This window comes from Micromonospora sp. NPDC047644 (genome assembly GCF_040704315.1).
Taxonomy (GTDB): domain Bacteria; phylum Actinomycetota; class Actinomycetes; order Mycobacteriales; family Micromonosporaceae; genus Micromonospora.
The window spans coordinates 37,564-58,243 of sequence record NZ_JBEYSY010000007.1; the positions used below are offsets into that span (position 1 = coordinate 37,564).

14 protein-coding genes and 1 pseudogene are annotated in these 20,680 nt (G+C 72.1%); 3 read left to right on the forward strand and 12 right to left on the reverse strand.

Annotated elements, in window-relative coordinates; all coding sequences use genetic code 11:
* Nucleotides 1-236 precede the first annotated feature (236 nt).
* From AB0877_RS13010 to mraZ, 11 genes and pseudogenes are all read right to left on the reverse strand, one after another.
* Entirely contained in the window at nt 237-1,055 is an 819-nt protein-coding gene (locus tag AB0877_RS13010) for an FtsQ-type POTRA domain-containing protein (RefSeq protein ID WP_366608773.1), read from the reverse strand.
* Nucleotides 1,052-2,617, reverse strand: coding sequence for a UDP-N-acetylmuramate--L-alanine ligase (gene murC / locus AB0877_RS13015; RefSeq protein WP_366608774.1), 1,566 nt, complete (start codon nt 2,615-2,617; stop codon nt 1,052-1,054). Before murC ends, AB0877_RS13010 begins: the two co-directional genes overlap by 4 nt.
* A complete protein-coding gene (murG, locus tag AB0877_RS13020) occupies nt 2,614-3,720 on the reverse strand; it encodes an undecaprenyldiphospho-muramoylpentapeptide beta-N-acetylglucosaminyltransferase (protein ID WP_355007673.1) in 1,107 nt (368 codons plus the stop codon). The genes murC and murG overlap by 4 nt, the downstream gene beginning before the upstream one ends.
* Nucleotides 3,720-5,132 (reverse strand): putative peptidoglycan glycosyltransferase FtsW, encoded by a 1,413-nt coding sequence (locus AB0877_RS13025; protein WP_366609028.1) that lies wholly within the window; start codon nt 5,130-5,132, stop codon nt 3,720-3,722. Before AB0877_RS13025 ends, murG begins: the two co-directional genes overlap by 1 nt.
* Before the next feature lie 489 nt (nt 5,133-5,621).
* Complete coding sequence (gene mraY / locus AB0877_RS13030) at nt 5,622-6,746, reverse strand: phospho-N-acetylmuramoyl-pentapeptide-transferase (protein WP_030334519.1); 1,125 nt, start codon at nt 6,744-6,746, stop codon at nt 5,622-5,624.
* Entirely contained in the window at nt 6,743-8,140 is a 1,398-nt protein-coding gene (gene murF / locus AB0877_RS13035) for a UDP-N-acetylmuramoyl-tripeptide--D-alanyl-D-alanine ligase (protein ID WP_366608775.1), read from the reverse strand. The genes mraY and murF overlap by 4 nt, the downstream gene beginning before the upstream one ends.
* Nucleotides 8,137-9,699: a UDP-N-acetylmuramoyl-L-alanyl-D-glutamate--2,6-diaminopimelate ligase gene (locus AB0877_RS13040; RefSeq protein ID WP_366608776.1), complete on the reverse strand. Its 1,563-nt coding sequence runs from the start codon at nt 9,697-9,699 to the stop codon at nt 8,137-8,139. Before AB0877_RS13040 ends, murF begins: the two co-directional genes overlap by 4 nt.
* 52 nt (nt 9,700-9,751) lie before the next feature.
* Nucleotides 9,752-11,959: a penicillin-binding transpeptidase domain-containing protein gene (locus AB0877_RS13045; protein ID WP_366608777.1), complete on the reverse strand. Its 2,208-nt coding sequence runs from the start codon at nt 11,957-11,959 to the stop codon at nt 9,752-9,754.
* Nucleotides 11,960-11,962: 3 nt separating this feature from the next.
* Nucleotides 11,963-12,568, reverse strand: a complete 606-nt coding sequence (locus tag AB0877_RS13050) for a hypothetical protein (RefSeq protein ID WP_366608778.1) — start codon at nt 12,566-12,568, stop codon at nt 11,963-11,965.
* Nucleotides 12,558-13,668, reverse strand: a pseudogene (gene rsmH / locus AB0877_RS13055) (16S rRNA (cytosine(1402)-N(4))-methyltransferase RsmH). The gene AB0877_RS13050 and the pseudogene rsmH overlap by 11 nt, the downstream one beginning before the upstream one ends.
* A 206-nt stretch (nt 13,669-13,874) precedes the next feature.
* Nucleotides 13,875-14,306 (reverse strand): division/cell wall cluster transcriptional repressor MraZ, encoded by a 432-nt coding sequence (gene mraZ / locus AB0877_RS13060; protein ID WP_030488958.1) that lies wholly within the window; start codon nt 14,304-14,306, stop codon nt 13,875-13,877.
* 355 nt (nt 14,307-14,661) lie between these two features.
* Here mraZ and AB0877_RS13065 point away from each other — a divergent pair, with 355 nt between their 5' ends.
* From AB0877_RS13065 to AB0877_RS13075, 3 genes are read left to right on the forward strand one after another with little or no spacing between them, the layout of a single operon-like run.
* Nucleotides 14,662-15,909, forward strand: a complete 1,248-nt coding sequence (locus AB0877_RS13065) for a MurT ligase domain-containing protein (RefSeq protein WP_355007801.1) — start codon at nt 14,662-14,664, stop codon at nt 15,907-15,909.
* Complete coding sequence (locus AB0877_RS13070; RefSeq protein ID WP_355007678.1) at nt 15,899-16,618, forward strand: glutamine amidotransferase; 720 nt, start codon at nt 15,899-15,901, stop codon at nt 16,616-16,618. The genes AB0877_RS13065 and AB0877_RS13070 overlap by 11 nt, the downstream gene beginning before the upstream one ends.
* Entirely contained in the window at nt 16,615-17,298 is a 684-nt protein-coding gene (locus tag AB0877_RS13075) for a VTT domain-containing protein (RefSeq protein ID WP_366608779.1), read from the forward strand. The genes AB0877_RS13070 and AB0877_RS13075 overlap by 4 nt, the downstream gene beginning before the upstream one ends.
* A 271-nt stretch (nt 17,299-17,569) precedes the next feature.
* Here the strand turns inward: AB0877_RS13075 and leuS are convergent, their stop codons facing one another.
* Nucleotides 17,570-20,410 (reverse strand): leucine--tRNA ligase, encoded by a 2,841-nt coding sequence (gene leuS / locus AB0877_RS13080; RefSeq protein WP_366608780.1) that lies wholly within the window; start codon nt 20,408-20,410, stop codon nt 17,570-17,572.
* Nucleotides 20,411-20,680: the final 270 nt, after the last annotated feature.

Below are 20,680 nucleotides of genomic sequence, written 5' to 3' on the forward strand. Positions count from 1 at the left end.
CTTTCCTTCGAGATTGGCTTCGGCCGACCGGTTACGGCGTGGCCAGACCAGCGGCCGACGACAGCTGTCTCCAACGAGGATCAGGGGTGAACCCTAACCCTCTACTAGAGGCTTACAGTTATGTCAACCACTGAAGCTCTTCGAGGCAACGTAAGCGCCACCGCGCGATGAGCCAAGGACCCGGGCGGCGTGTCGCCGCGCGGAGCGCCACGGGTCACGCCACGCACGCTCACTGGTCAACGAAAGGTCACCACATCCGGCGCGCTCACGTCGATCCGGTCGGCGTCCTCGTCGAGCAGTGCGGTGGCCACCCGGGCCTTGTCCGTACCCCGGCTCGCGTCACCCCAGACCACCGTCCGGTCGCCGCGCAACCGCAGGCTGATCCGGGCCAGCCCCGCCACGTTCACGTCCACCAGCTCCGCGCGCAGCTGCGGCGTCAGCGCGACGAGCACCTCCAGCGCGGCCCGGGTGCCGGGGTCGTCGGCGGCCGGCCGGGCGACAGTCACCTGTGGCAGGTCGGCCGGGCGTCGCTCCACCGTCCGGAACGCCACCCCGCTGCGGTCGATCAGGGCGAACACCTGGCCTTGCGGCACCACCGCCACCGCTGTCCGCTCGGTCACCCGCACCACCAGCGCGCCGGGCCAGTCCCGGGAGACCGTGGCCCGCTCCACCGCCGGCAGCGCGCCGACCCGACGGGCGACGGCGGCCAGGTCCACCCGGGCCAGCGGCACCCCGTCCGGCACCTCCGCCGCGTCGTGCACCTGCACCGGGCTGACCAGGTCGGCACCCTCCACGCGCACCTCCCGCACACCGAACAGCCCCGTGCCGAGCACCGTCCAGGCGACCAACCCGGCCAGGGCGAGCACCCCGGCGGTCACCGCCCACGGCAGCGCCGCACGCATACGACGCTGCCGGGCACGGGCCATGAACCGGCGGGTCGAGGGCGGCACCGCGTCGCGGCCCGCCCGGACCAACTGCCACCGCCGGGCCGGACCGCGGCGCGGAGCGCCACCGTCGGCGGCGCTGGTCCGCCCTCGGGCCGGGCCGGGACTCATCCGGCCGTGGGCGCCGAGCCGCCGGGCACGGCGGTGCCACCGAGAGCCGCGCCGTCGCCGCCGGACGTCGCCCCACCCGGCACCGGGTCACCGAGCGCCGGGGTGGTGGCCACCGGGTCGACGGTCGCTGTCGGCGCCGAGCCGGAGGCGCGCTCACCCAGGGCGGCCAGCAGTTCGTCGCCCATCAGCGAGATCGGCGGAGCGCCCATGGTGACCACCACGTCCCCGGAGCGGGCGCGACGGGCCACCTCGATCGGGGCCTGCTCCCACGACTCCACGAAGACCTTGCGGTCGGCGGGCAGATCCACCGCCGCGATCAGTGCCGCCGAGCCCTCGCCGGGCTGACGCAGCTCACCCGGCCCGAAGACCTCCAGGAGCACCACCTCGTCGGCGATGGCCAGCGCCTCGGCGATCTCCGCCTGGTTGTCGCGGGTGCGGTACAGCCGGTACGGCTGAAAGACGACGATCAGCCGTCCGTCCCCGGCGACCTCGCGCAACGTCTGGTTCGCCAGCGTCATCGAGGTCGGGTGGTAGGCGTACTCGTCGTAGACCAGCACACCGTCCGCGACACCCTTGCGCTCGAAGCGCCGCCGCACCCCGGGAAAGACCGCCAGCGCGGCCTCCGCCGCCTCCAGCGGCAGTTCCAGCAGGTACGCGGCCAGCACCGCGGCGGCGCTGTTCAGCCCCATGTGTCGGCCCGGCACCGGCAGCCGGAACTCGCCCAGCGACCGCCCGTCGATGGCGGCCAGGTAGCGCACTCCACGGGCGGAGGAGACCATCTCGGTCAAGCGCAGGTCGGCGTCGGCCGCCTCGCCGTAGGTGAACACCCGTCGTCCCTCGGACCGCAGGCTCTCGGCCAACCGCCGACCGCCGGGGTCGTCGACGCAGGTGATGATGAACCCGTCCGGGTCGGTCAGGCGGGCGAACTCCACGAACGCCGCCTCCAGCGTCGCGTAGTCGCCGTAGGTGTTCAGGTGGTCCGCCTCGACGTTCGTGATGATCGAGACGTACGGGCGGTAGATGAGGAACGAGCGGTCGCTCTCGTCCGCCTCGACCACGAAGTGCTCGCCGGTGCCGTGGTGGGCGCCCGAACCGACCTCGGAGATCTCCCCGCCGATCACGAAGGACGGGTCCACACCGGCCTGCTGGAGCACCATCGTCACCATCGAGGTGGTGGTGGTCTTGCCGTGCGTGCCGGCGACGGCCACCGCCCGACGGCCGGTCATCGCCGCGGCGAGCGCCTCCGAGCGGTGCAGCACCCGCAGGCCGCGCCGACGCGCCTCGACCAGCTCCAGGTGGTCCTGGGGAATGGCCGACGAGTAGACGACGGTGTCCACGCCGTCGAGGTTGCTCACCTCGTGACTGAGGTGGATGGTGCCGCCGAGCGCCCGCAGGCCGGCCAGCGAGGGCCACTCCCGCAGGTCGCTGCCGGAGACCCGGATACCGCGGGTGAGCAGCAGCCGGGCCACGCCGAGCATGCCCACCCCACCCACTCCGATCAGGTGGACGGCACCCAGGTCCTCGGCGGTGAGCGTGCCGGCCGGGGTGAACTGCGCGGTCATCGGGCCACCGCCGCCAGCACGAAGGAACGCAGCGCCTCGTCGCCGTCGCGCCGGCCGTACGACCCGGCGGCGGCACCCATGTTGTAGAGCCGCTGTGGGTCGCGGATCAGGGGGATGACGGTGCGCTCCAGCCAGTCCGGGGTGAGCTCCGCGTCGTCGACCAGCAGCCCACCGCCGGCCTCCACCACGGGCAGCGCGTTGCGCCGCTGCTCCTGGTTGCTGTGCGGGTACGGCACGTAGATCGTGGGCAGCCCGATCGCGGCCACCTCGGCGACGGTCATCGCCCCGCCCCGGGCCAGCATCAGGTCGGCGGCGGCGTAGCCCAGCTCCATCTCGGACAGGTACGGCAGCGTCACGTACGGCACCGGCAGGTCGGTCGGGATCGGCACCGGCTCGTTGCGGGCGCCCATCACGTGCAGCACCTGCACGCCGTTGCGGGCCAGCTCCTTGGCCGCCCCGGAGACCGCCAGGTTGATCGAGCGGGCGCCGGACGAGCCGCCGGACACGAAGAGCACCGGCAGGTCCGGGCGGAGCCCGAAGTGGGCGCGGGCGGCGTTACGCAGCGCGTACCGGTCCAGACCGGCGATGGCGCGGCGCAGCGGCACACCGACGACCGTGGCGTCCCGCAGCGACTCGGCCTGGCTCGGCTGGTTCGGGAAGCCGACGGCCACGTTCTTGGTGAACTTCATGCCCAGCTTGTTGGCCACGCCCGGCGGCACGTTCACCTCGTGGATCACCATGGGCAGCTCGCGGCGCCACGCGGCCAGGTAGGCCGGCACCGAGACGTACCCGCCGAAGCCGACGACCACGTCGGCGCGCACCTCGTCGATCACCTTGCCCGCGGCGCGGGCCGCGGTCCACATCCGACCGGGGGTACGGACCAGGTTCATGTTGACCGACCGGGGCAGCTGGTACGCCGGGATCTGCCGCAGGTCGTAACCCTGCGGCGGGATCAGGTCGTTCTCCATGCCCCGTGGTGTGCCGAGGCAGGTGATCCGGACGCCCGGGTCGTGTCGGCGCAGGCAGTCGGCGAAGGCGAGCAGCGGGTAGACGTGCCCCCCGGTGCCACCTCCCGCGAGCACCACCGAACGCAGCGGACCCATCAGCGTCTCCTCTCGCTCGCCGTACCACCGCGGCTGCGGTCCTGTCGGACCCCGCGCGGCGCGGCCTGATCGTCGTGGCGCCGCTCGCGGGACCGGGGTACGGACCCTCGGCCAGCGGGCGGCGTCGCCGGGCGGCGACGCCGGCCGGGAAGCGGCGGCAACGGGGCCCAGAGTAGTCGGACCCACCGGGCCGGCGGACGGGCATGCAGTGCTCTGGCCGCATCGGGTTCGGCGCGGGCGAAGGACGCCAGCATGCCGATGCCGGCCAACGTCACCACCAGGGCACTTCCGCCGTCGGAGATGAACGGCAACGGCAGACCGGTGATCGGCAGCAGCCCCACCACCCCACCGATGTTGATCACGGCCTGGCTGACCAGCCAGGTGGTCACGGCGGTGGCGGCGAGCCGGCGGAACGGGTCGTCGACCCGCCGGGCGATCCGGAAACCGGTGTACGCGAGGACCGCGAAGAGGCTGAGCACCACGACGCACCCGATCACGCCCAGCTCCTCGGCGACGATCGCGAAGATGAAGTCGTTGTGCGCCTCGGGGAGCCAGTCCCACTTCAGGCTGCCCTTGCCCAGCCCGACACCGAACCAGCCACCGTGCTCGATGGCCAGCCGCCCCTGGTAGAACTGGAGGCAGTCGTTGAGTTTGCAGGTCTCCGGGTCCGGCGGGTTGAAGAACATGTCCAGCCGGGCGAGGCGGTAGTTGTCCGCGCCGCGCTCGCCGGAGCCGGCGCCCAGTGAGGCCACCGCCACGAGCAGGCCGATGCCGACCAGCCCGGCCGTGGCCAGGGCCCCGAAGACCCGCATCCGCACCCCGGCGGCCCAGAGCAGGCCCACGACCAGGGCCAGCAGACAGAGCATCGTGCCGGTGTCGTTGTAGCCGACCAGGACGAAGAGCAGGCCGACCACCGGAAAGAGCGGGGTGGCCAGTTCGCGCCACCAACCGAGCGCGGCGCCCTTGCGGGCGACCAGGTGCGCACCCCAGAGCACCATCGCGAACTTGGCCAACTCGGAGGGCTGTAGCTGGATCCCGCCGACGAACAGCCAGTTCAGCCGGGCCTCGATCGGGCCGAAGCTGGCCGACTTCTGACTGGTCAGCCGGGCGTAGGCGACCAGCAGGTTGAGCACCACCAGGAGGGCGACCGAGGCGAACAGCAGCGGCCGGCCCAACGACCGGTAGGTGCTGGCCGGCAGGCGCTGGCAGATCCAGAACGCGCCGATGCCGATCACCGCGAAGATGGCCTGCTTGGTCACCGAGGCCGAGGCGTTGCCGTCCTCGGCGTAGTCCTTCACGCTGGTCGCCGAGAAGACCATGGTCAGCCCGATCAGCAGCAGCAGGCCGGCGCAGGACAGCAGAAGGTAGTAGGAGGTCAGCGGCCGGTCCAGCAGGCCGCGCAGCGCGGCCAGCCCGCCGGCCGCGTCGAACCCACGCGGCGGTGTCGCCGCCACGGCCTCCGGCCCGCGTCCCGCCGCCCCGGGTTCCCGCCCCACTGCCCCAGATTCCCGTGCCCCGGGTCCGGGTTCGCGGGCCGCCGTGCCGCGCTCCGGACCGCGCGCCCCGGCAGTCACCGGCGTACGCGCCGCGCTCGGCGACCGTCGCGGTCGTCCGACAGTCCCATCCTCGGTGCCGATTTCCTCCCCCACCCCGACATCATCACCGCTGAACACGCCCCACCGCCCCACAACGCCTCACCGGGCGTGTCGAACCCGCCCCCACGCCGCCCCCACGGCCCTCCCCCACGCCGCCCCCCGCGCCGCCCTCCCGCCGCCCTCCCGCGTCGATCTTGCACTTTGTGCACCGGCAAAACGCCCAGTAAGGGACGTTCCGCCAGCCGAAAGTGCAAGATCGACGGATGAGGGGTGGGGCGCGGGGGCGCGGGGCGCGAGGGCTGCGGGTCAGGTCATGTTGGCGAGGAACTCGCTGTAGAACAGGCCCAGGGCGATGGCCACGCCGATGCCGGCGATGATCCAGAAGCGCACCACGATGTTGACCTCGCTCCAGCCGGCCAACTCGAAGTGGTGCTGGAGCGGAGACATTCGGAACACCCGTTTACCGGTGGTCTTGAAGGAGATGATCTGGATCACCACGGACATCGTGATGATCACGAAGAGCCCGCCGATGATCGGCAGCAGCAGAATGGTGCGGGTGGACATCGCCATGCCGGCGATCAACCCGCCCAGCCCCAGCGCCCCGGTGTCGCCCATGAAGATCCGCGCCGGGGAGGTGTTCCACCAGAGGAAGCCCACACAGGCTCCCGCCGCCGCCCCGGCGATCAACGCGATCTCCAACGGGTCGCGGACCTCGTAGCAGTACGGCTGGGTGTAGTTCGGGTCGGCGCACCAGTGCCGGTACTGCCAGAACGCGATCAGCGCGTACGCGGCGAGCACCATCACCGAGGCGCCGGTGGCCAGGCCGTCCAGGCCGTCGGTGAGGTTGACGCCGTTCGTCGCGGCCATCACCACGAAGATGAAGATGATCACCGCGCCGACCTTGCTGACCTCCAGGAAGTCGATGTCCCGGATGAAGCTCAGCGTGGTGCTGCCCACCGTCTCGGTGTTTGTCGCCAGGCCCGAGCCGTTGGTCATCGTGCTCGGGAACCACAGCGCGATCACCCCGAAGACCGCGCCGACCAGGATCTGGCCGAGCAACTTGCCACGCTTGTTCAGCCCGGCACTGTTGCGCTTGCGCACCTTGAGGAAGTCGTCGAGGAAACCCACAGCGCCGGAGAAAACCATCAGCCCCAGCAGCACCAGCGCGGTGATGGTCGGCTCCACCTGGGCGATCTGCTGATCCGGCAGGGTGGTCAGGGCGAGGTGCCCGGCCACGTACGCGATCACCGTGGCCAGGATGAAGACCACACCACCCATCGTGGGGGTGCCCTTCTTGCCCTGGTGCATGGCCGGACCGTCCGACCGGATCGGCTGACCGGCCTTGAGCCGGGTGAACACCTTGATCGCGATCGGGGTGCAGAAGAGCGAGACGAGGAAGGCCACCCCGATGGCGACGATCACCGCCCTCATCGGGTCGGCTCCCCACCGGCGTCGGCGCGCAGTGCGTCGGCCACCTCCCAGGTCCGGTACCGGGAGCCCTTGACCAGGACGACGTCACCCGGTCGTAGCTCGCTCCGCAGCACCTCGACGGCCGCCGCCTGATCGGTGAGCAGCACCGACTCTCCTCCCCAGTTTGCTACCGCTGTCGCGCCTTCGTGGATCGGCGCGGCCGGCTCACCCACCACGAGCAGCCGGTCGACACCCAGCTCGGCCGCGAGTTGGCCGACCTCGGCGTGGCCGTCGTACTCGAACGGGCCCAGCTCGGCCATGTAACCAAGCACCGCGACGGTACGCCGCCCCTGGCCCATGCTGGCCAGCGCCCGCACCGCGACCGCCATCGAGGCCGGGTTCGCGTTGTACGAGTCGTCGATCACGGTCACCCCGTCGGGGCGGTCGAAGACGTCCATCCGTCGGGTCGAGACCAGCCCCAGCTCGCCGAGGGCCGTGGCCAGCTCGGCCAGCGGCATCCCCAGCTCCCGGGCGACCGCCGCCGCCGCGAGCGTGTTCCAGACCTGGTGGCGACCGGCCAGTCGGAGCCGCACCGGCGCGCGCCCCTCCGGGGTGACCAGGGTGTACGACGCGTGACCCCGCTCGTCGAGCGTGACGTCCTCGGCGCGCACGTCGGCGTCGGACGCCTCGCCGTAGCGGACCACCCGGGCCTGCGTGCGGCCCGCCATCGCGTCCACCAGTGGGTCGTCGGCGTTCAGCACGGCCAACCCGTCCGGTGGCAGCGCCTCGACCAGCTCGCCCTTGGCCACGGCGATCGCGTCCTGCGAGCCGAACTCGCCGATGTGCGACGTGCCGACGTTGAGCACCACGGAGATCCGGGGCGGCACCAGCTCGCACAGGTAACGGACGTGCCCGATCCCGCGCGCGCCCTTCTCCATCACCAGGTAACGGGTGTCCGGGTCGGCCCGCAGCGCGGTGTACGGGTGCCCCAGCTCGTTGTTGAACGAGCCGGGTGGCGCCACGGTGGCCCCGAGCCGGGAGGTGAGCTGCCCGATCAGGTCCTTCGTGGTGGTCTTGCCGGACGAGCCGGTCACGCCGATCACGGTCAGCCCGGTCAGCCGGTCCACCACCGCGCGGGCCAGTCGGCCCATCGCGGTCAGGGCGTCGTCGACGAGCACCATCGGCACCCCGGGCACCTCCCGGCTGCCGAGCACCGCCACCGCGCCGGCCTGGATCGCCGTCGCCGCGTAGTCGTGCCCGTCGACCTTCTCCCCCGGGAAGGCCACGAAGAGCGAGCCGGGCCCCACCTTGCGCGAGTCGAACTCCACCGAACCGGTCACCGTGGCGGCCGGGTCGGCGGCCACCAGCCGCCCGTCGACCGCTGCGGCCACCTCGGCCAGGCTCAGCGTGATCACCGCTGACCCGCCAGGTCCCCGAAGCGGGCCCGCAGCGCCTCGGACAACTCGATGCTGTCGTCGAACGGGAGCACCTGACCCGCCACCTCCTGGCCGCGCTCGTGGCCCTTGCCGAGCAGCGCGATCACGTCGCCCGGCTCCGCCAGCCGCACCGCCTCGTCGATCGCCGCGCGGCGGCCCGCCACCTCGATGATCCGAGCGGCCGTGCCGGCCCGGTACGCCCCGGCCAGCACCTCGGCGCGAATCTCCCCCGGATCCTCGGTACGCGGGTTGTCGTCGGTCACCAGCACCACGTCGGCTCCCTCCGCCGCGGCGGCGCCCATCACCGGCCGCTTGCCCCGGTCCCGGTCCCCACCGGCGCCGATCACACAGATCAGTCGGCCGGCGCTCAACTCGCGCAGCGCGGCGAGCGCGGCCACGATCGCGTCCGACTTGTGGGCGTAGTCGACCACCCCGCGCACCGGCGCGGTGACGTCGACCAGCTCCAGCCGGCCCGGGACGCCTCCGCAGGCAGCCACACCGGTCGCAGCGGTCCCCGGGTCCACCCCGGCACCGACGAGCGAGGCGATGGCCAGCAGCGCGTTGGCCACGTTGTGCCGGCCGGGCAGCGCGACACCGGCGGACACCGCCACGCCGTCCGGGCCGTGCGCGGTGAACCGCTGCGCGTACCCCTCGCCGCTCACCCCGTCGGCCCACCAGGTAGCACCCTGGTCACCGCCCGCCGAGTAGGTGACGGTGGTCGGCTTGAGCAGCGGCTTCAACGCCGGATCGTCGTGGTTGAGCACCTCGACCGCGCAGCGCCCGTCGAAGAGCAGGGCCTTCGCGGCGAAGTAGTCGTCGCTGTCGGCGTGGAAGTCCAGGTGGTCGGAGCCGAAGTTGGTGTAACCACCGACGGCGAACCGGACCCCGCCCACCCGGCCCATGGCCAGCGCGTGGCTGGAGACCTCCATGACCACGGCGGTGACCCCACGCTCGCGGGCGGTGGCCAGCATGGCGTGCAGGTCGGTCGCCTCGGGGGTGGTGCGCACACTGTCGATCACCAGATCACCGAGGCGGGTCTCCACCGTCCCGACCAGTCCGGTGGTGTGCCCGGCGGCCCGCAGCCCCGACTCGATCAGGTACGCGGTGGACGTCTTGCCCGCGGTGCCGGTCACCCCGATCACGGTGAGATCGGCGGTCGGGTCGCCGTACACGGCCGAGGCCAGCTCGCCGAGCACGGCGCGCGGGTCGGGCACCACCAGGGCGGGCAGGCCGGTTCCCGCCGCCAACTCCGCACCGGCCGGGTCGGTCAGCAGCGCCACGGCACCCGCCTCGACGGCGCCGGCGGCGAACTCCGCCCCGTGCCGACGGGCACCGGGCAGCGCCGCGTACAGGTCGCCGGGGCGAACCTCCTGGCTGGCATGGGTGACCCCGGAGACGACCACCGCGGCGGTGTCCGCCGGAAGATCGACGGCGAGTCGGACGGCGAGATCACCGAGCCGGACTCCGGTCACGGTACGTGGACGTGGATTGCCGGGCACGGCGTCAGACCCTACCCGGTCGTCCGGTTCCGGCCGCACAGCCGCCCCGGTGGTTCGTCGGCACTCACCGATGATGTCCCGCCATCGCTGCTCAGCGCGGATAGACCACGAACTTGGGCGTGGATCCGCCGGTCGAGGGCGGCACCCGGTAGTGACGCAGAGTGAACTGCATCATGTCGCGGAACGCTGGATTGGCGATCGCCGCGCCCCCGCCGTTGGGCGCGTACACGAAGACCGCGATCACGTAGCGGGGGTTCTCGGCGGGGGCCATGCCGATGAACGACGACACCTCACCGGGCTGCTTCTTGCCGTTCACCAGCCGCCACCCGGTCCCGGTCTTGCCGGCGACCCGGTAACCGGGGACGGCTGCGGTCAGGCCGGTGGCGTGGTCGACGGTGGTGACCGCCTCCAGCATGGTGCGCAGGGCCGCCGCGTTCTGCGGGCTGAGCACCGACCGGGTCACCGGGGCCGGCGCGGGGGTGCGCTTACCGTCCGGGCCGATCACCTCCTTGACCAGGTGCGGCTGCACGTACGTGCCGTTGTTGGCGATGGCGGCGTACGCGGCAGCCATCTGCAACGGCGTGGCGTCGACGCTGTGCCCGATCGGCACCGACCCGTACGACGACCCGCTCCACTCGTCGGCCGGCAGCAGTCGGCCGCTGGCCTCTCCCGGCATCCCCTCGCCGGTGGGCTTGCCCAGCCCGAACCGCTTCTGGTAGTCGATCAAACGGTCCCGGCCGAGCTTCTCGGCGATCGTGATCGTGCCGACGTTCGACGAGTAGGCGAGCATTCCCGGCACGCTCATCCGCTTGCCGTCAGCCGGATGGGTGTCGGAGAACCAGGTGTCGCCCATCTTGATGTTGTTGGCGACGGGGAACGTGGTGTCCGGGGTGATCACCCCCTCCTGCAGCGCCGCGCCGTAGGTGATCGCCTTGTGCACCGAGCCCGGGTCGACCACGAAGCTGGTCGCGGCGTCCTCCCGGGCCACCGGGTCGCTGGGCGTCGGCTTCGCCGCGTTGTACGTCGGGTTGCTGGCCTGGGCCAGCACCGCGCCGGAGGGAATCTCCATGACCACTGCCGCGCCGGTGCCGCCCGGCGCCTTGGCCATGCCCGCGCTGAGGATCTGCTGAGTTCGGAACTGCAGGTCGCGGTTGAGGGTGAGCGCGAGCGAGCTGCCCGGCTTGGCGAGAGTGGTCCGGCTGTAGCCGCCCGGGATCGGCGCTCCGAGGTCGCCGAGGCCGGCCTCGTACACCCGTTTGCCGTCCTGCCCGGCGAGCACGTCGTCGTAGCGGGCCTCCAGCCCCTCCAACCCGACCATGTCCTGGCTGGTGAAGCCGATCAGGTTGGCCGCCAGGTCACCACCGGGCACCTCACGGCGTTCGTCGCGGTGCACCCCGATGCCGGACAGCTCCAGCGCCTGTACCCGCTTGGCGGTGGAGATCTCCACTCCCCGCGCCAGGTACACGAAGCGGGACGGCTTGCCGTCCTCCAGCTTGCGGGGCTTCATCTGCTCGACGAGCTTCGACACCGCGATGCCGAGCAGCGGGGAGAGCGCCTTGGCGACGGCGGCGGAATCCTCCACCTCGGTCGGGTCGGCGTACACGTACCTCGCCTCGACACTGCGGGCCAGCGGCGCGCCGGTGCCGTCGTAGATCGCGCCGCGCGGCGCCGGCAGCTCGACGGTGCGGAGTCGGTCGCTGATGCCGCCCCCGGCGTACGCCGGAGCGTCCACCGTCTGGAGGAAGATCAGTCGGATCCCGATGCTGGCGAAGAGCGTCAGGGCGAGCACCGTGCCCAGCCGCAGCCGCAGCCGCGAGTCGGCCAGCTTCGGCGGGCGTCGTGGCTTGCGCGACGGCCGCCGCGCCGCCGGTCGGTCGGTGCGCCGCGGCGCGCGTGGCGTGGTCCGGCGACGCGGCGGCGGCTCGTCCCCACCCGGGCCACGGGGGGTACGCGGTGCGACGGTGCGCACCACCCCACCGCGTCCGGCGGCCGGAGCGTCGCGCCGGCCGGCCCGGGCGGCGGCCCGACCGCCGTCGAGCACCTGCAACGCCGGCCGGAACGGGTCACCGGACCGGGTGCTGCGCGGCGTACGCCGCTGCTCGGCGCCCTGACCGCGCGCCGGCGCGCCGCGCTCCTCACGGACGGTCCGGCCCCTCGGGGTGTACGCCCGGGCGCCGGAGATGCCCCCGATGCCCGGCTCGCCGGTGCGTGGCTCGCCGTCGGCGGGCCCGGCGTCACGCGCAGAACCGCGCCGGGACCCCGTAGGGTCCCGGCGCGGCTCGTCCGACCTTGGTGGCACCGGTCAGCCTCCCGCACCCTGGCTCGTCACCGACGGCTGGCCGTTCGCCGGCTGCGGCACACCGATGGTCTTACCGTCCGGCAGCCGGATGTAGCCCGGCTCGCCGGCGTCGACCAGGCCCAGCCGCTTCGCCTCGGCGGTCAGATTGCCCGGCGCCTCGGCGTCGGCGATCTGCTTGTCCAGTTGCTGCTTCTCCAGGTCCAGTCGAGCCTGCTGCTGCTGCAACCGCTCCAGCCGGAACGCGTTCTCATTGATCTTGGTGTTGACCGCCAGGATGCCCAGCACCCCGCCGACCACCAGCACCACGATCAGCGCCGCGAACGGCGCACGCGGCACCGAGATCGGCGGCGGCGGCGCCACCCGCAGCCGCGGCGGCCGGGCACCGGTGGCGCTGGCGGCCTTCTCGACCGGTCGCAGCGCGGCGGTGCCCTGAGTCGGGAACTCGCGCGCCCCCCGGGCGCGAGTCTCCCCCTGCCGGTTCACTCGATCGATGCGTGACGTACCGTTACCGAGGCGCGGAGCCCGCTCCGCCGCGGTCCGGCCCCCCGACCGCGGTGCGCGCTGCCCGCCGCCGGTGACGTCCCGGCGGTCGCGCTTGTCAATGCTCATGTCCCTCCCCCTCAACGTCCGTCCCTCTAGCCGTCCCGGTGCCCCTGACCCCCCACGGATCAGGCGGACCCCGTGCCCGGTTGGTGCATTCCCTTCACCCGTCGGCGAGACCGTTCGCGGTCGGTCCGCCCCTGCTCTGTCGCGTTCGGGTCGAGTCGCTCCGCGGCCCGTAGCCGCACCGAGGCGGCCCGTGGGTTCGCGGCGACCTCCGCCTCCCCCGGCAGTTCGGCGCCCCGGCTGAGCAGCCGGAACGTCGGACCGGACCCGGGGAGCTCGACCGGGAGGTCAATCGGGCCCTTGCTGCGAACCCGGTCCGTGAGGGCCGCCTTGGTGAGCCTGTCCTCCAGCGAGTGGTAGGACAGGACCACCATGCGACCGCCCACGGTCAGTGCGTCGAGTGCGGATGGCAACGCTGTCTCCAGCGCTGCCAGCTCTCTGTTTACCTCGATCCGTAAAGCCTGAAACGTTCTCTTTGCCGGGTGCCCACCCGTTCGTCGGGCTGGTGCCGGAATGGAGTCCCGAACCAGCTCCGCCAGCAGCGCGGACGAGGTGATCCGGGCCCGTTCCCGCTGCCGGATGATCGCCGAGGCGATCCGGCCGGCGAACTTCTCCTCGCCGTAGACCCGCAGCACCCGGGCCAGGTCCGGGTGCGCGTACGTGTTGACCACCTCCTCGGCGGTCACCCCCCGGGTCTGGTCCATCCGCATGTCCAACGGCGCGTCCTGGGCGTAGGCGAACCCCCGGTCGGGCGCGTCCAACTGCAACGACGAGACACCCAGGTCGAACAGGATGCCGTCGATGGCCGGATAGCCCAGCCGGTCCAGCACGTCCGGCAACTCGTCGTAGACGGCGTGCTCCAGGTGCACCCGATCGGCGAACCGGGCCAGCCGGACCCGCGCGTGAGCGAGCGCCTCGGTGTCCCGGTCGAGCCCGATCAGCACCGTCTCCGGATGCGCCTCGAGCACCGCCTCCGCATGCCCGGCCAGACCGAGCGTCGCGTCGACGTAGACCGTCCGGCCGCCTCGACCCAGCGCGGGGGCCAGCAGCTCGAGACACCGCTCGAGCAGCACCGGCACGTGTGTGCCGCGCAACTCCCCCATGATGACCCCCACTGGTTGAAACGTCCGTCCTTCTCGTGCGCCTGTCGTCGGACGGCGCTGCCGTCGTACCGCCAGATCCCCATCCGCTCCCGCCTGACACCGGACCGTCGCCCAATGACCGGATCGTGCGCCTGGCACCGGGGAAGTGATGCCAGGAACTCGAAAGCGGCTGGAGATCTCGCAGTACGTCGGGCGCCGTTGCCGCCCTACAGACCGCCGGGCAGCACCCCCTCCTCGATGTCGGCGAAGTCGTCTTCGCTCTCGGCGAGGTAGGTCTCCCAGGCGACCTTGTCCCAGATCTCCACCCGCGTGCTCGCGCCGATCACGACCAACTCGCGGTCCAGTGCGGCATAGGCCCGCAGGTGAGCCGGGATGGTCACCCGGCCCTGCTTGTCCGGAACCTCGTCGTGCGCGCTGGCGAAGAAGACCCGGCTGTAGGCACGGGCCGCCTTGTGTGTCATCGGCTGTGCGCGCAACTGCTCCGCGATCCGCTGGAACTCAGGGGTCGGGAAGACGTAGAGGCAGCGCTCCTGCCCTTTGGTGACCACGACACCCCCCGCCAGCTCATCCCGAAACTTGGCCGGAAGGATCAACCGGCCCTTTTCGTCCAGGCGCGGAGTGTGGGTGCCGAGAAACATCGGCCCAACCCCCTCGCCCTTGAGCGGCGTTCGCGGCGCCGCTGACCCCCCGGGCCGGTGAGCCCTCCCGGCCTCACCATTGGTCCCCACTCTACTCCACTTCCCTCCACCCGCAACCAAATTCGCCCGCGTGGCGCGCCTGACCCGAGGACAAAACCGCACGTCACAGGGGGTGGAGCGGAGTGGAGGGCTTCAGCCGCCCCTCGGCGTGGTCCGCTTTCCGACATTGATCGACTCCGTCCGGGGGACGCCGACCCGGCCGCCCGCGCGGTCACCACGGCCGAACGGTTCACCGTCGGCGGCGATCTGGCGAGGCCGGCGGTCCGGTAACCTCGCTCGCGTGACGGACGCGAAAATGCCCCTACGGGCCAAGGTGGCCAGCTCCGTGTCACGGACCGCCGCGGCGCTCTCCCGGGCGGCCGGCCGTGGCGACGGTTCAGTGATCGGCGGGTGGATCGGCCTGAAGATCGACCCGGACCTGCTGGCCCACCTGTCGGCCGGGCGCGCGATCGCGCTCGTCTCCGGCACCAACGGCAAGACCACCACCACCCGGTTGACCTCCGCCGCGGTCGGCGTGCTCGGCCGGGTCGCCACCAACTCGTTCGGCGCCAACATGCCCAGCGGGCACACCTCGGCGCTGGCCAAGGCCGGCAGCACCCCGTACGCGGTGCTGGAGGTCGACGAGCACTACCTGGCGCAGGTGCTGGAGGCGACCGAGCCGCACGTGGTCGCGCTGCTGAACCTCTCCCGCGACCAGCTCGACCGCGCCAAGGAGGTCGCCATGATGGCGCAGCTCTGGCGTGCGGCGCTGGTCCGGCACACCAACGTACGGGTGGTGGCCAACGCCGACGACCCGCTGGTGGTGTGGGCCGCCACCCCACCGGGTGATCCCGCCCGGGGCATCAACCCGCCGCACGTGACGTGGTTCAGTGCCGGCCAGCGGTGGCACGACGACTCCTGGGTCTGCCCGGAGTGCGGCTCCACCATCCAGCGCTCCGGCGAGCAGTGGTGGTGCACCGGCTGCCCGCTACGCCGACCGGAGCCGCACTGGGTCGTCGAGGACGAGGGTGTGCTCGATCCCACCGGCGCCTGGCACAAGGTCTCCCTCCAGCTGCCCGGCAAGGTCAACCTCGGCAACGCGGCGACAGCGCTCGCGGTGGCCGCCGAGTTCGGTGTCCGCCCGGTCGACGCGGTGTCCCGCCTCGGCATCGTCACCTCGGTGGCCGGCCGTTACGCGCAGGTCGACAAGGACGGGCGCAACATCCGGCTGCTGCTGGCCAAGAATCCGGCCAGTTGGCTGGAGGCGTTCGACATGGCCGACAACGCGCCGACCCTGCTCTCCATCAACGCGCGCGATCCCGACGGTCTGGACACCTCCTGGCTCTACGACGTCGACTTCGCCCCGCTCCGGGGCCGGCAGGTGTTGATCACCGGCGACCGGGCATACGACCTGGCGGTTCGACTGGACGTCAACGACGTGCCGTTCCAGCACGTCCGCACGTTCGACGACGCCCTCCGGTCGGTCCCACCCGGGCGGCTGGAGGTCATCGCGAACTACACCGCGTTCCAGGACATCCGAGCGGAGTTGGACCGTGTCATCTGAGAGTCTGCGCATCGTCTGGATCTACCCCGACCTGCTCTCCACCTACGGCGACCGGGGCAACGCCCTGATCCTCGCCCGGCGGGCCCGTCAGCGTGGGATGCCGGTCGAGGTGCTGGAGGTCCGCTCCGACGAACGGCTGCCGGCGACCGCCGACATCTACCTGGTCGGTGGCGGCGAGGACGGCCCGCAGGCGCTCGGCGCCCAGCGGCTGCTGGCCGACGGCGGCCTGCACCGCGCCGTCGCGCAGGGCTCGGTGGTGTTCGGCGTCTGCGCCGGCTATCAGCTGCTCGGCACCTCGTTCTTCGCCAAGGGTGTGCAGTGCCGCGGGCTGGAGCTGCTCGACCTGCACTCCGACCGGGGCGAGAGCCGGGCCGTGGGCGAGCTGGCCGGTGAGATCGACCCCCGGCTGGGTCTGCCCCCGCTGACCGGCTTCGAGAACCACGGCGGCCGCACCCACCTCGGTCCGGAGGTCTCGCCGCTGGCCCGGGTCACCGCCGGGGTCGGCAACGACAGCGCCACCGAGGGCGCGTGGCGCGGCAAGCTGCTGGGCACCTACTCGCACGGGCCGGCGCTGGCTCGCAACCCGGCCCTGGCCGACCTGCTGCTGCGCTGGGCCACCGGGGCGCACCAGCTGCCGCCGTTGGACGACACCTGGTCGGACCGGCTCCGCAACGAGCGCCGCTCCGCGGTGGCCGCCGCTCGGGCATGATCCGTGCCGTCCGGCGGCTGCTGCGGCAGCCGTCGGCCGCCCGGTTCGCCCTGCTCGTGCTGCTGATCGGCGGGTGCGGGTTACTGCTGCTGCTGGTGCCCCGGCCGGATCCGGCGCAGTTGCCGCTGGTCGCCGACCGGCTGGGCGACCTCGCCCCGGTGGCGGCGATCCTCGGTGGCGCGCTGCTGCTTGTTGCCCTGGTGCCCCGGACCTTCATCACGCTCGCCGCGGGTGCGATCTTCGGCCCGCTGGAAGGCGCCGCGTACGCCCTGGGCGCCGCGCTGGTGGCGGCGGCGATCGGGTTCACGGTCGGCCGGTTGCTCGGTCGGGAGTTCGTGGCCGAACGCGTCCGGGGTCGACTGGCCCGCCTCGACGGCTGGTTCGCCCGGCAGAGCGTGCTCGGTGTGGTCACCGTCCGGCTGCTGCCGATCGCCGGCTTCGGCCTGGTCAGCTACGGCTACGGCACGACCGGCGCCCGAGTGCTGCCATTCCTGGCCGGCAGCGTGATCGCGTCCGCGCCGACCGCCTTCGGTTACGCGGCGATCGGCGCGGCGGTCAGCTCCCCCGGCCACGTCAACTGGTACGCCGCCGCCCCGGCCAGCCTCGGCCTGATCGCCAGCCTGGTGCTCATCCACCAGTGGTGGCGCGCGGAACGCCGCCGCCGCACCATGCCCGTCTGACCCGACCGCCCCATCCCGTCCCCAACCTCCGCGATCTTGCACTTTCTGTCCCGGCATTACTGAACAAGAAGGGCATAACCCGCACCGAAACTGCAAGATCGCGGAGGGTGGAGGGCGGGGCCGGGCCGGGCGGGGCGGGGCGGGGGCGCGGGATCGCCGAGGAGCGTGATGACTCAGAGACATAAATATGCCTCTGAGTCATCACGCTCGTTTCAGTGTTCGCTTCGGTGGAGGTTACTGTGCGTCTCGCTCACGACGCGGGGCACCGTTGTCAGGCGACCACCGAGACCATCCGGCCCTTGACCACGATGACCTTGCGCGGCTCCTTGCCGTTCAGGGTCGCCGCCACCGCGTCCAGGGCCGCCGCGCGGACGCTCTCCTCGGAGGCGTCGGCGGGGACCTCGACCCGGCCGCGGACCTTGCCGTTGACCTGCACCGGGTAGGTCACCGTGTCGGCCACCAGCAGAGCCGGATCGGCGGTCGGGAAGTCCGCGTACGTCAGCGAGGTGTCATGGCCCAGCTTGCGCCACAACTCCTCGGCCAGGTGCGGGGCGAACGGCGCGACCATCAGCACCAGCGGCTCGGCCACCTCGCGGGGCGTGGCCGACAGGCCGGTCAGCCCGTTGGTCAGCTGGATCAGCTTGGCGATCGCGGTGTTGAACCGGATGCCGTCCATGTCACCACGGACCCCGTCGATCACCGTGTGCAGCAGCCGGCGGGTCGCCTCGTCGGCCGGGTCCTCGGTGATCCGCAGGTCGCCGGTCTGCTCGTCGACGACGGCCCGCCACACCCGCTGCAGGAACCGGTACGAGCCGACCACCGCCCGGGTCTCCCAGGGGCGGGAGACCTCCAGCGGGCCCATCGACATCTCGTACACCCGGAAGGTGTCCGCGCCGTACGCGGCGCACATGTCGTCCGGGGTCACCACGTTCTTCAGGGACTTGCCCATCTTGCCGTACTCGCGGTTGACCACCAGGTCTTCCAGGTAGTACGCGCCGTCGCGCTCGACCACGTCCTCGGCCTGCACGTAGCTGCCACGCGAGTCGGTGTACGCGTACGCCTGGATCATGCCCTGGTTGAACAGCTTGCGGAACGGCTCGAACGACGACACGTGCCCCAGGTCGAACAGCACCTTGTGCCAGAAGCGCGCGTACAGCAGGTGCAGCACGGCGTGCTCGGCGCCACCGACGTACAGGTCGGTGCCCCCGCAGTCGCCGTCGCCGCGCGGGCCCATCCAGTACCGCTCGTTCTCCGTGTCGACGAACCGCTCGCTGTTGGTCGGGTCCAGGTAGCGCAGCTCGTACCAGCAGGAGCCGGCCCACTGCGGCATCACGTTGGTTTCCCGGGTGTAGCGCTTCGGCCCGTCACCCAGGTCCAGTTCGACCTCGACCCAGTCGCGCCGCCGCGACAGCGGGGTCTCCGGGTTGCTGTCGGCGTCGTCGGCGTCGAACGTCTTCGGGGAGAAGTCGTCCACCTCCGGCAGCTCGACCGGCAGCATCTCCTCCGGCAGGGCGATGGCCGCGCCGGTCTCGTCGTAGACGATCGGGAACGGTTCGCCCCAGTAACGCTGCCGGGAGAACAGCCAGTCACGCAGCCGGTAGGTCACCGCGCCGGTGCCGTGCCCGTTCGCCTCCAGCCAGGCGATGATCGCCGCCTTGGCGTCGGCGACCCCCAGGCCGTTCAGGTCCAGGCCGCGCTCGGGCGCGGCGCTGTTGATCGCCGGGCCGTCCCCGGTGTACGCCTTGCCGTCGAAGCCCTCCGCCGGCTGCACGGTACGGACGATGGGCAGCTCGAAGACCTCGGCGAACGCCCAGTCCCGCTCGTCCTGCGCCGGCACCGCCATGATCGCGCCGGTGCCGTAGCCGGCCAGCACGTAGTCGGCGATGAAGATCGGGATCTGCCCGCCGGTGACCGGGTTGGTGGCGTACGCGCCGATGAAGACCCCGGTCTTCTCCTTGGTGTCGGACTGCCGCTCGACGTCGGTCTTGGCGCCCGCCGCCTTGCGGTACGCCTCGACGGCCTCCCGGGGGCTGGCGTGCCCACCGGTCCAGGCGTCCCTCGTCCCGTCCGGCCAGGCGGCCGGGGCCAGCGTGTCGGCCAGCTCGTGCTCGGGCGCCAGCACCATGTAGGTGGCCCCGAAGACGGTGTCCGGACGGGTCGTGAACACCCGCACCGGTGCCGCGCTGGTCGGGAAGTCGACGTGCGCGCCCTGGGAGCGACCGATCCAGTTGCGCTGCATCAGCTTGATCGGCTCAGGCCAGTCCAGGCTGTCCAGGTCGTCCAGCAGCCGGTCGCCGTAGGCGGTGATCCGCATCATCCACTGCTTCAGGTTGCGCTTGAAGACCGGGAAGTTGCCCCGCTCGGAACGGCCGTCGGCGGTGACCTCCTCGTTGGCCAGCACGGTGCCCAGCCCCGGGCACCAGTTCACCGGCGCCTGCGAGACGTACGCCAGGCGGTGGTCGTCGACGACCTGGCGGCGCTCGGCGACGCTCAGCTCGGCCCAGGCCCGGCCGTCCGGGGTGGGCCGGTTACCGCCCTCGAACTCGGCGATCAGCTCGGCGATCGGGCGGGCCCGGCCAGCGTCGCTGTCGTACCAGGAGTTGAAGATCTGCAGGAAGATCCACTGGGTCCAGCGGTAGAAGTCGGTGTCGATGGTGGCCACCGAACGACGCTCGTCGTGCGCCAGCCCCAGCCGGCGCAGCTGCGCCTTGTACCGCTCGATGTTCGCGACGGTGGTGGTCCGGGGGTGGGTGCCGGTCTGCACCGCGTACTGCTCGGCGGGCAGGCCGAACGCGTCGAAGCCCATCGCGTGCAGCACGTTGCGACCGGCCATCCGCTGGTAGCGGGCGTAACAGTCGGTGCCGATGTAGCCCAGCGGGTGGCCGACGTGCAGGCCCGCTCCGGAGGGGTACGGGAACATGTCCAGCACGTACAGCTTCTCCGCGCCGGCGCGTGGGTGGGTCGGGTCGGCCAGCGGGCCGGTCGGGTTCGGTGCGTGGAAGGTGCCCTCGCGCGCCCAGGTGTCCTGCCAACGAATCTCGATCTCGTCGGCCAGGGCCGCGGTGTACCGGAACGGGGGGATGTCGCCCGCCGGTGCGGCTGCCTCACTCATCGTCTCTCCTCGCTTCGCTTCGCTTCGTCTCGGCACCACCGGGCCGGGCCGGCGGAGGGCACAAAAAAGCCCCTCGCGCAGGAGGGGCCGCCGTGCTGTCGCTGGGTTCAGCGCATCAGCACGGCCCGGTAAGAAGCAGGAAGACTCCGGCCATGCCCCGCAGTGTACCTCGCCGCCCGGTCCGCTGACGCGCCACTACCGCCGAGGCCGGACACCCCGGGGGGCTCAGCGACCACGCTCGGCTGGCCGGCGAATATTCCGGGGAGTAAC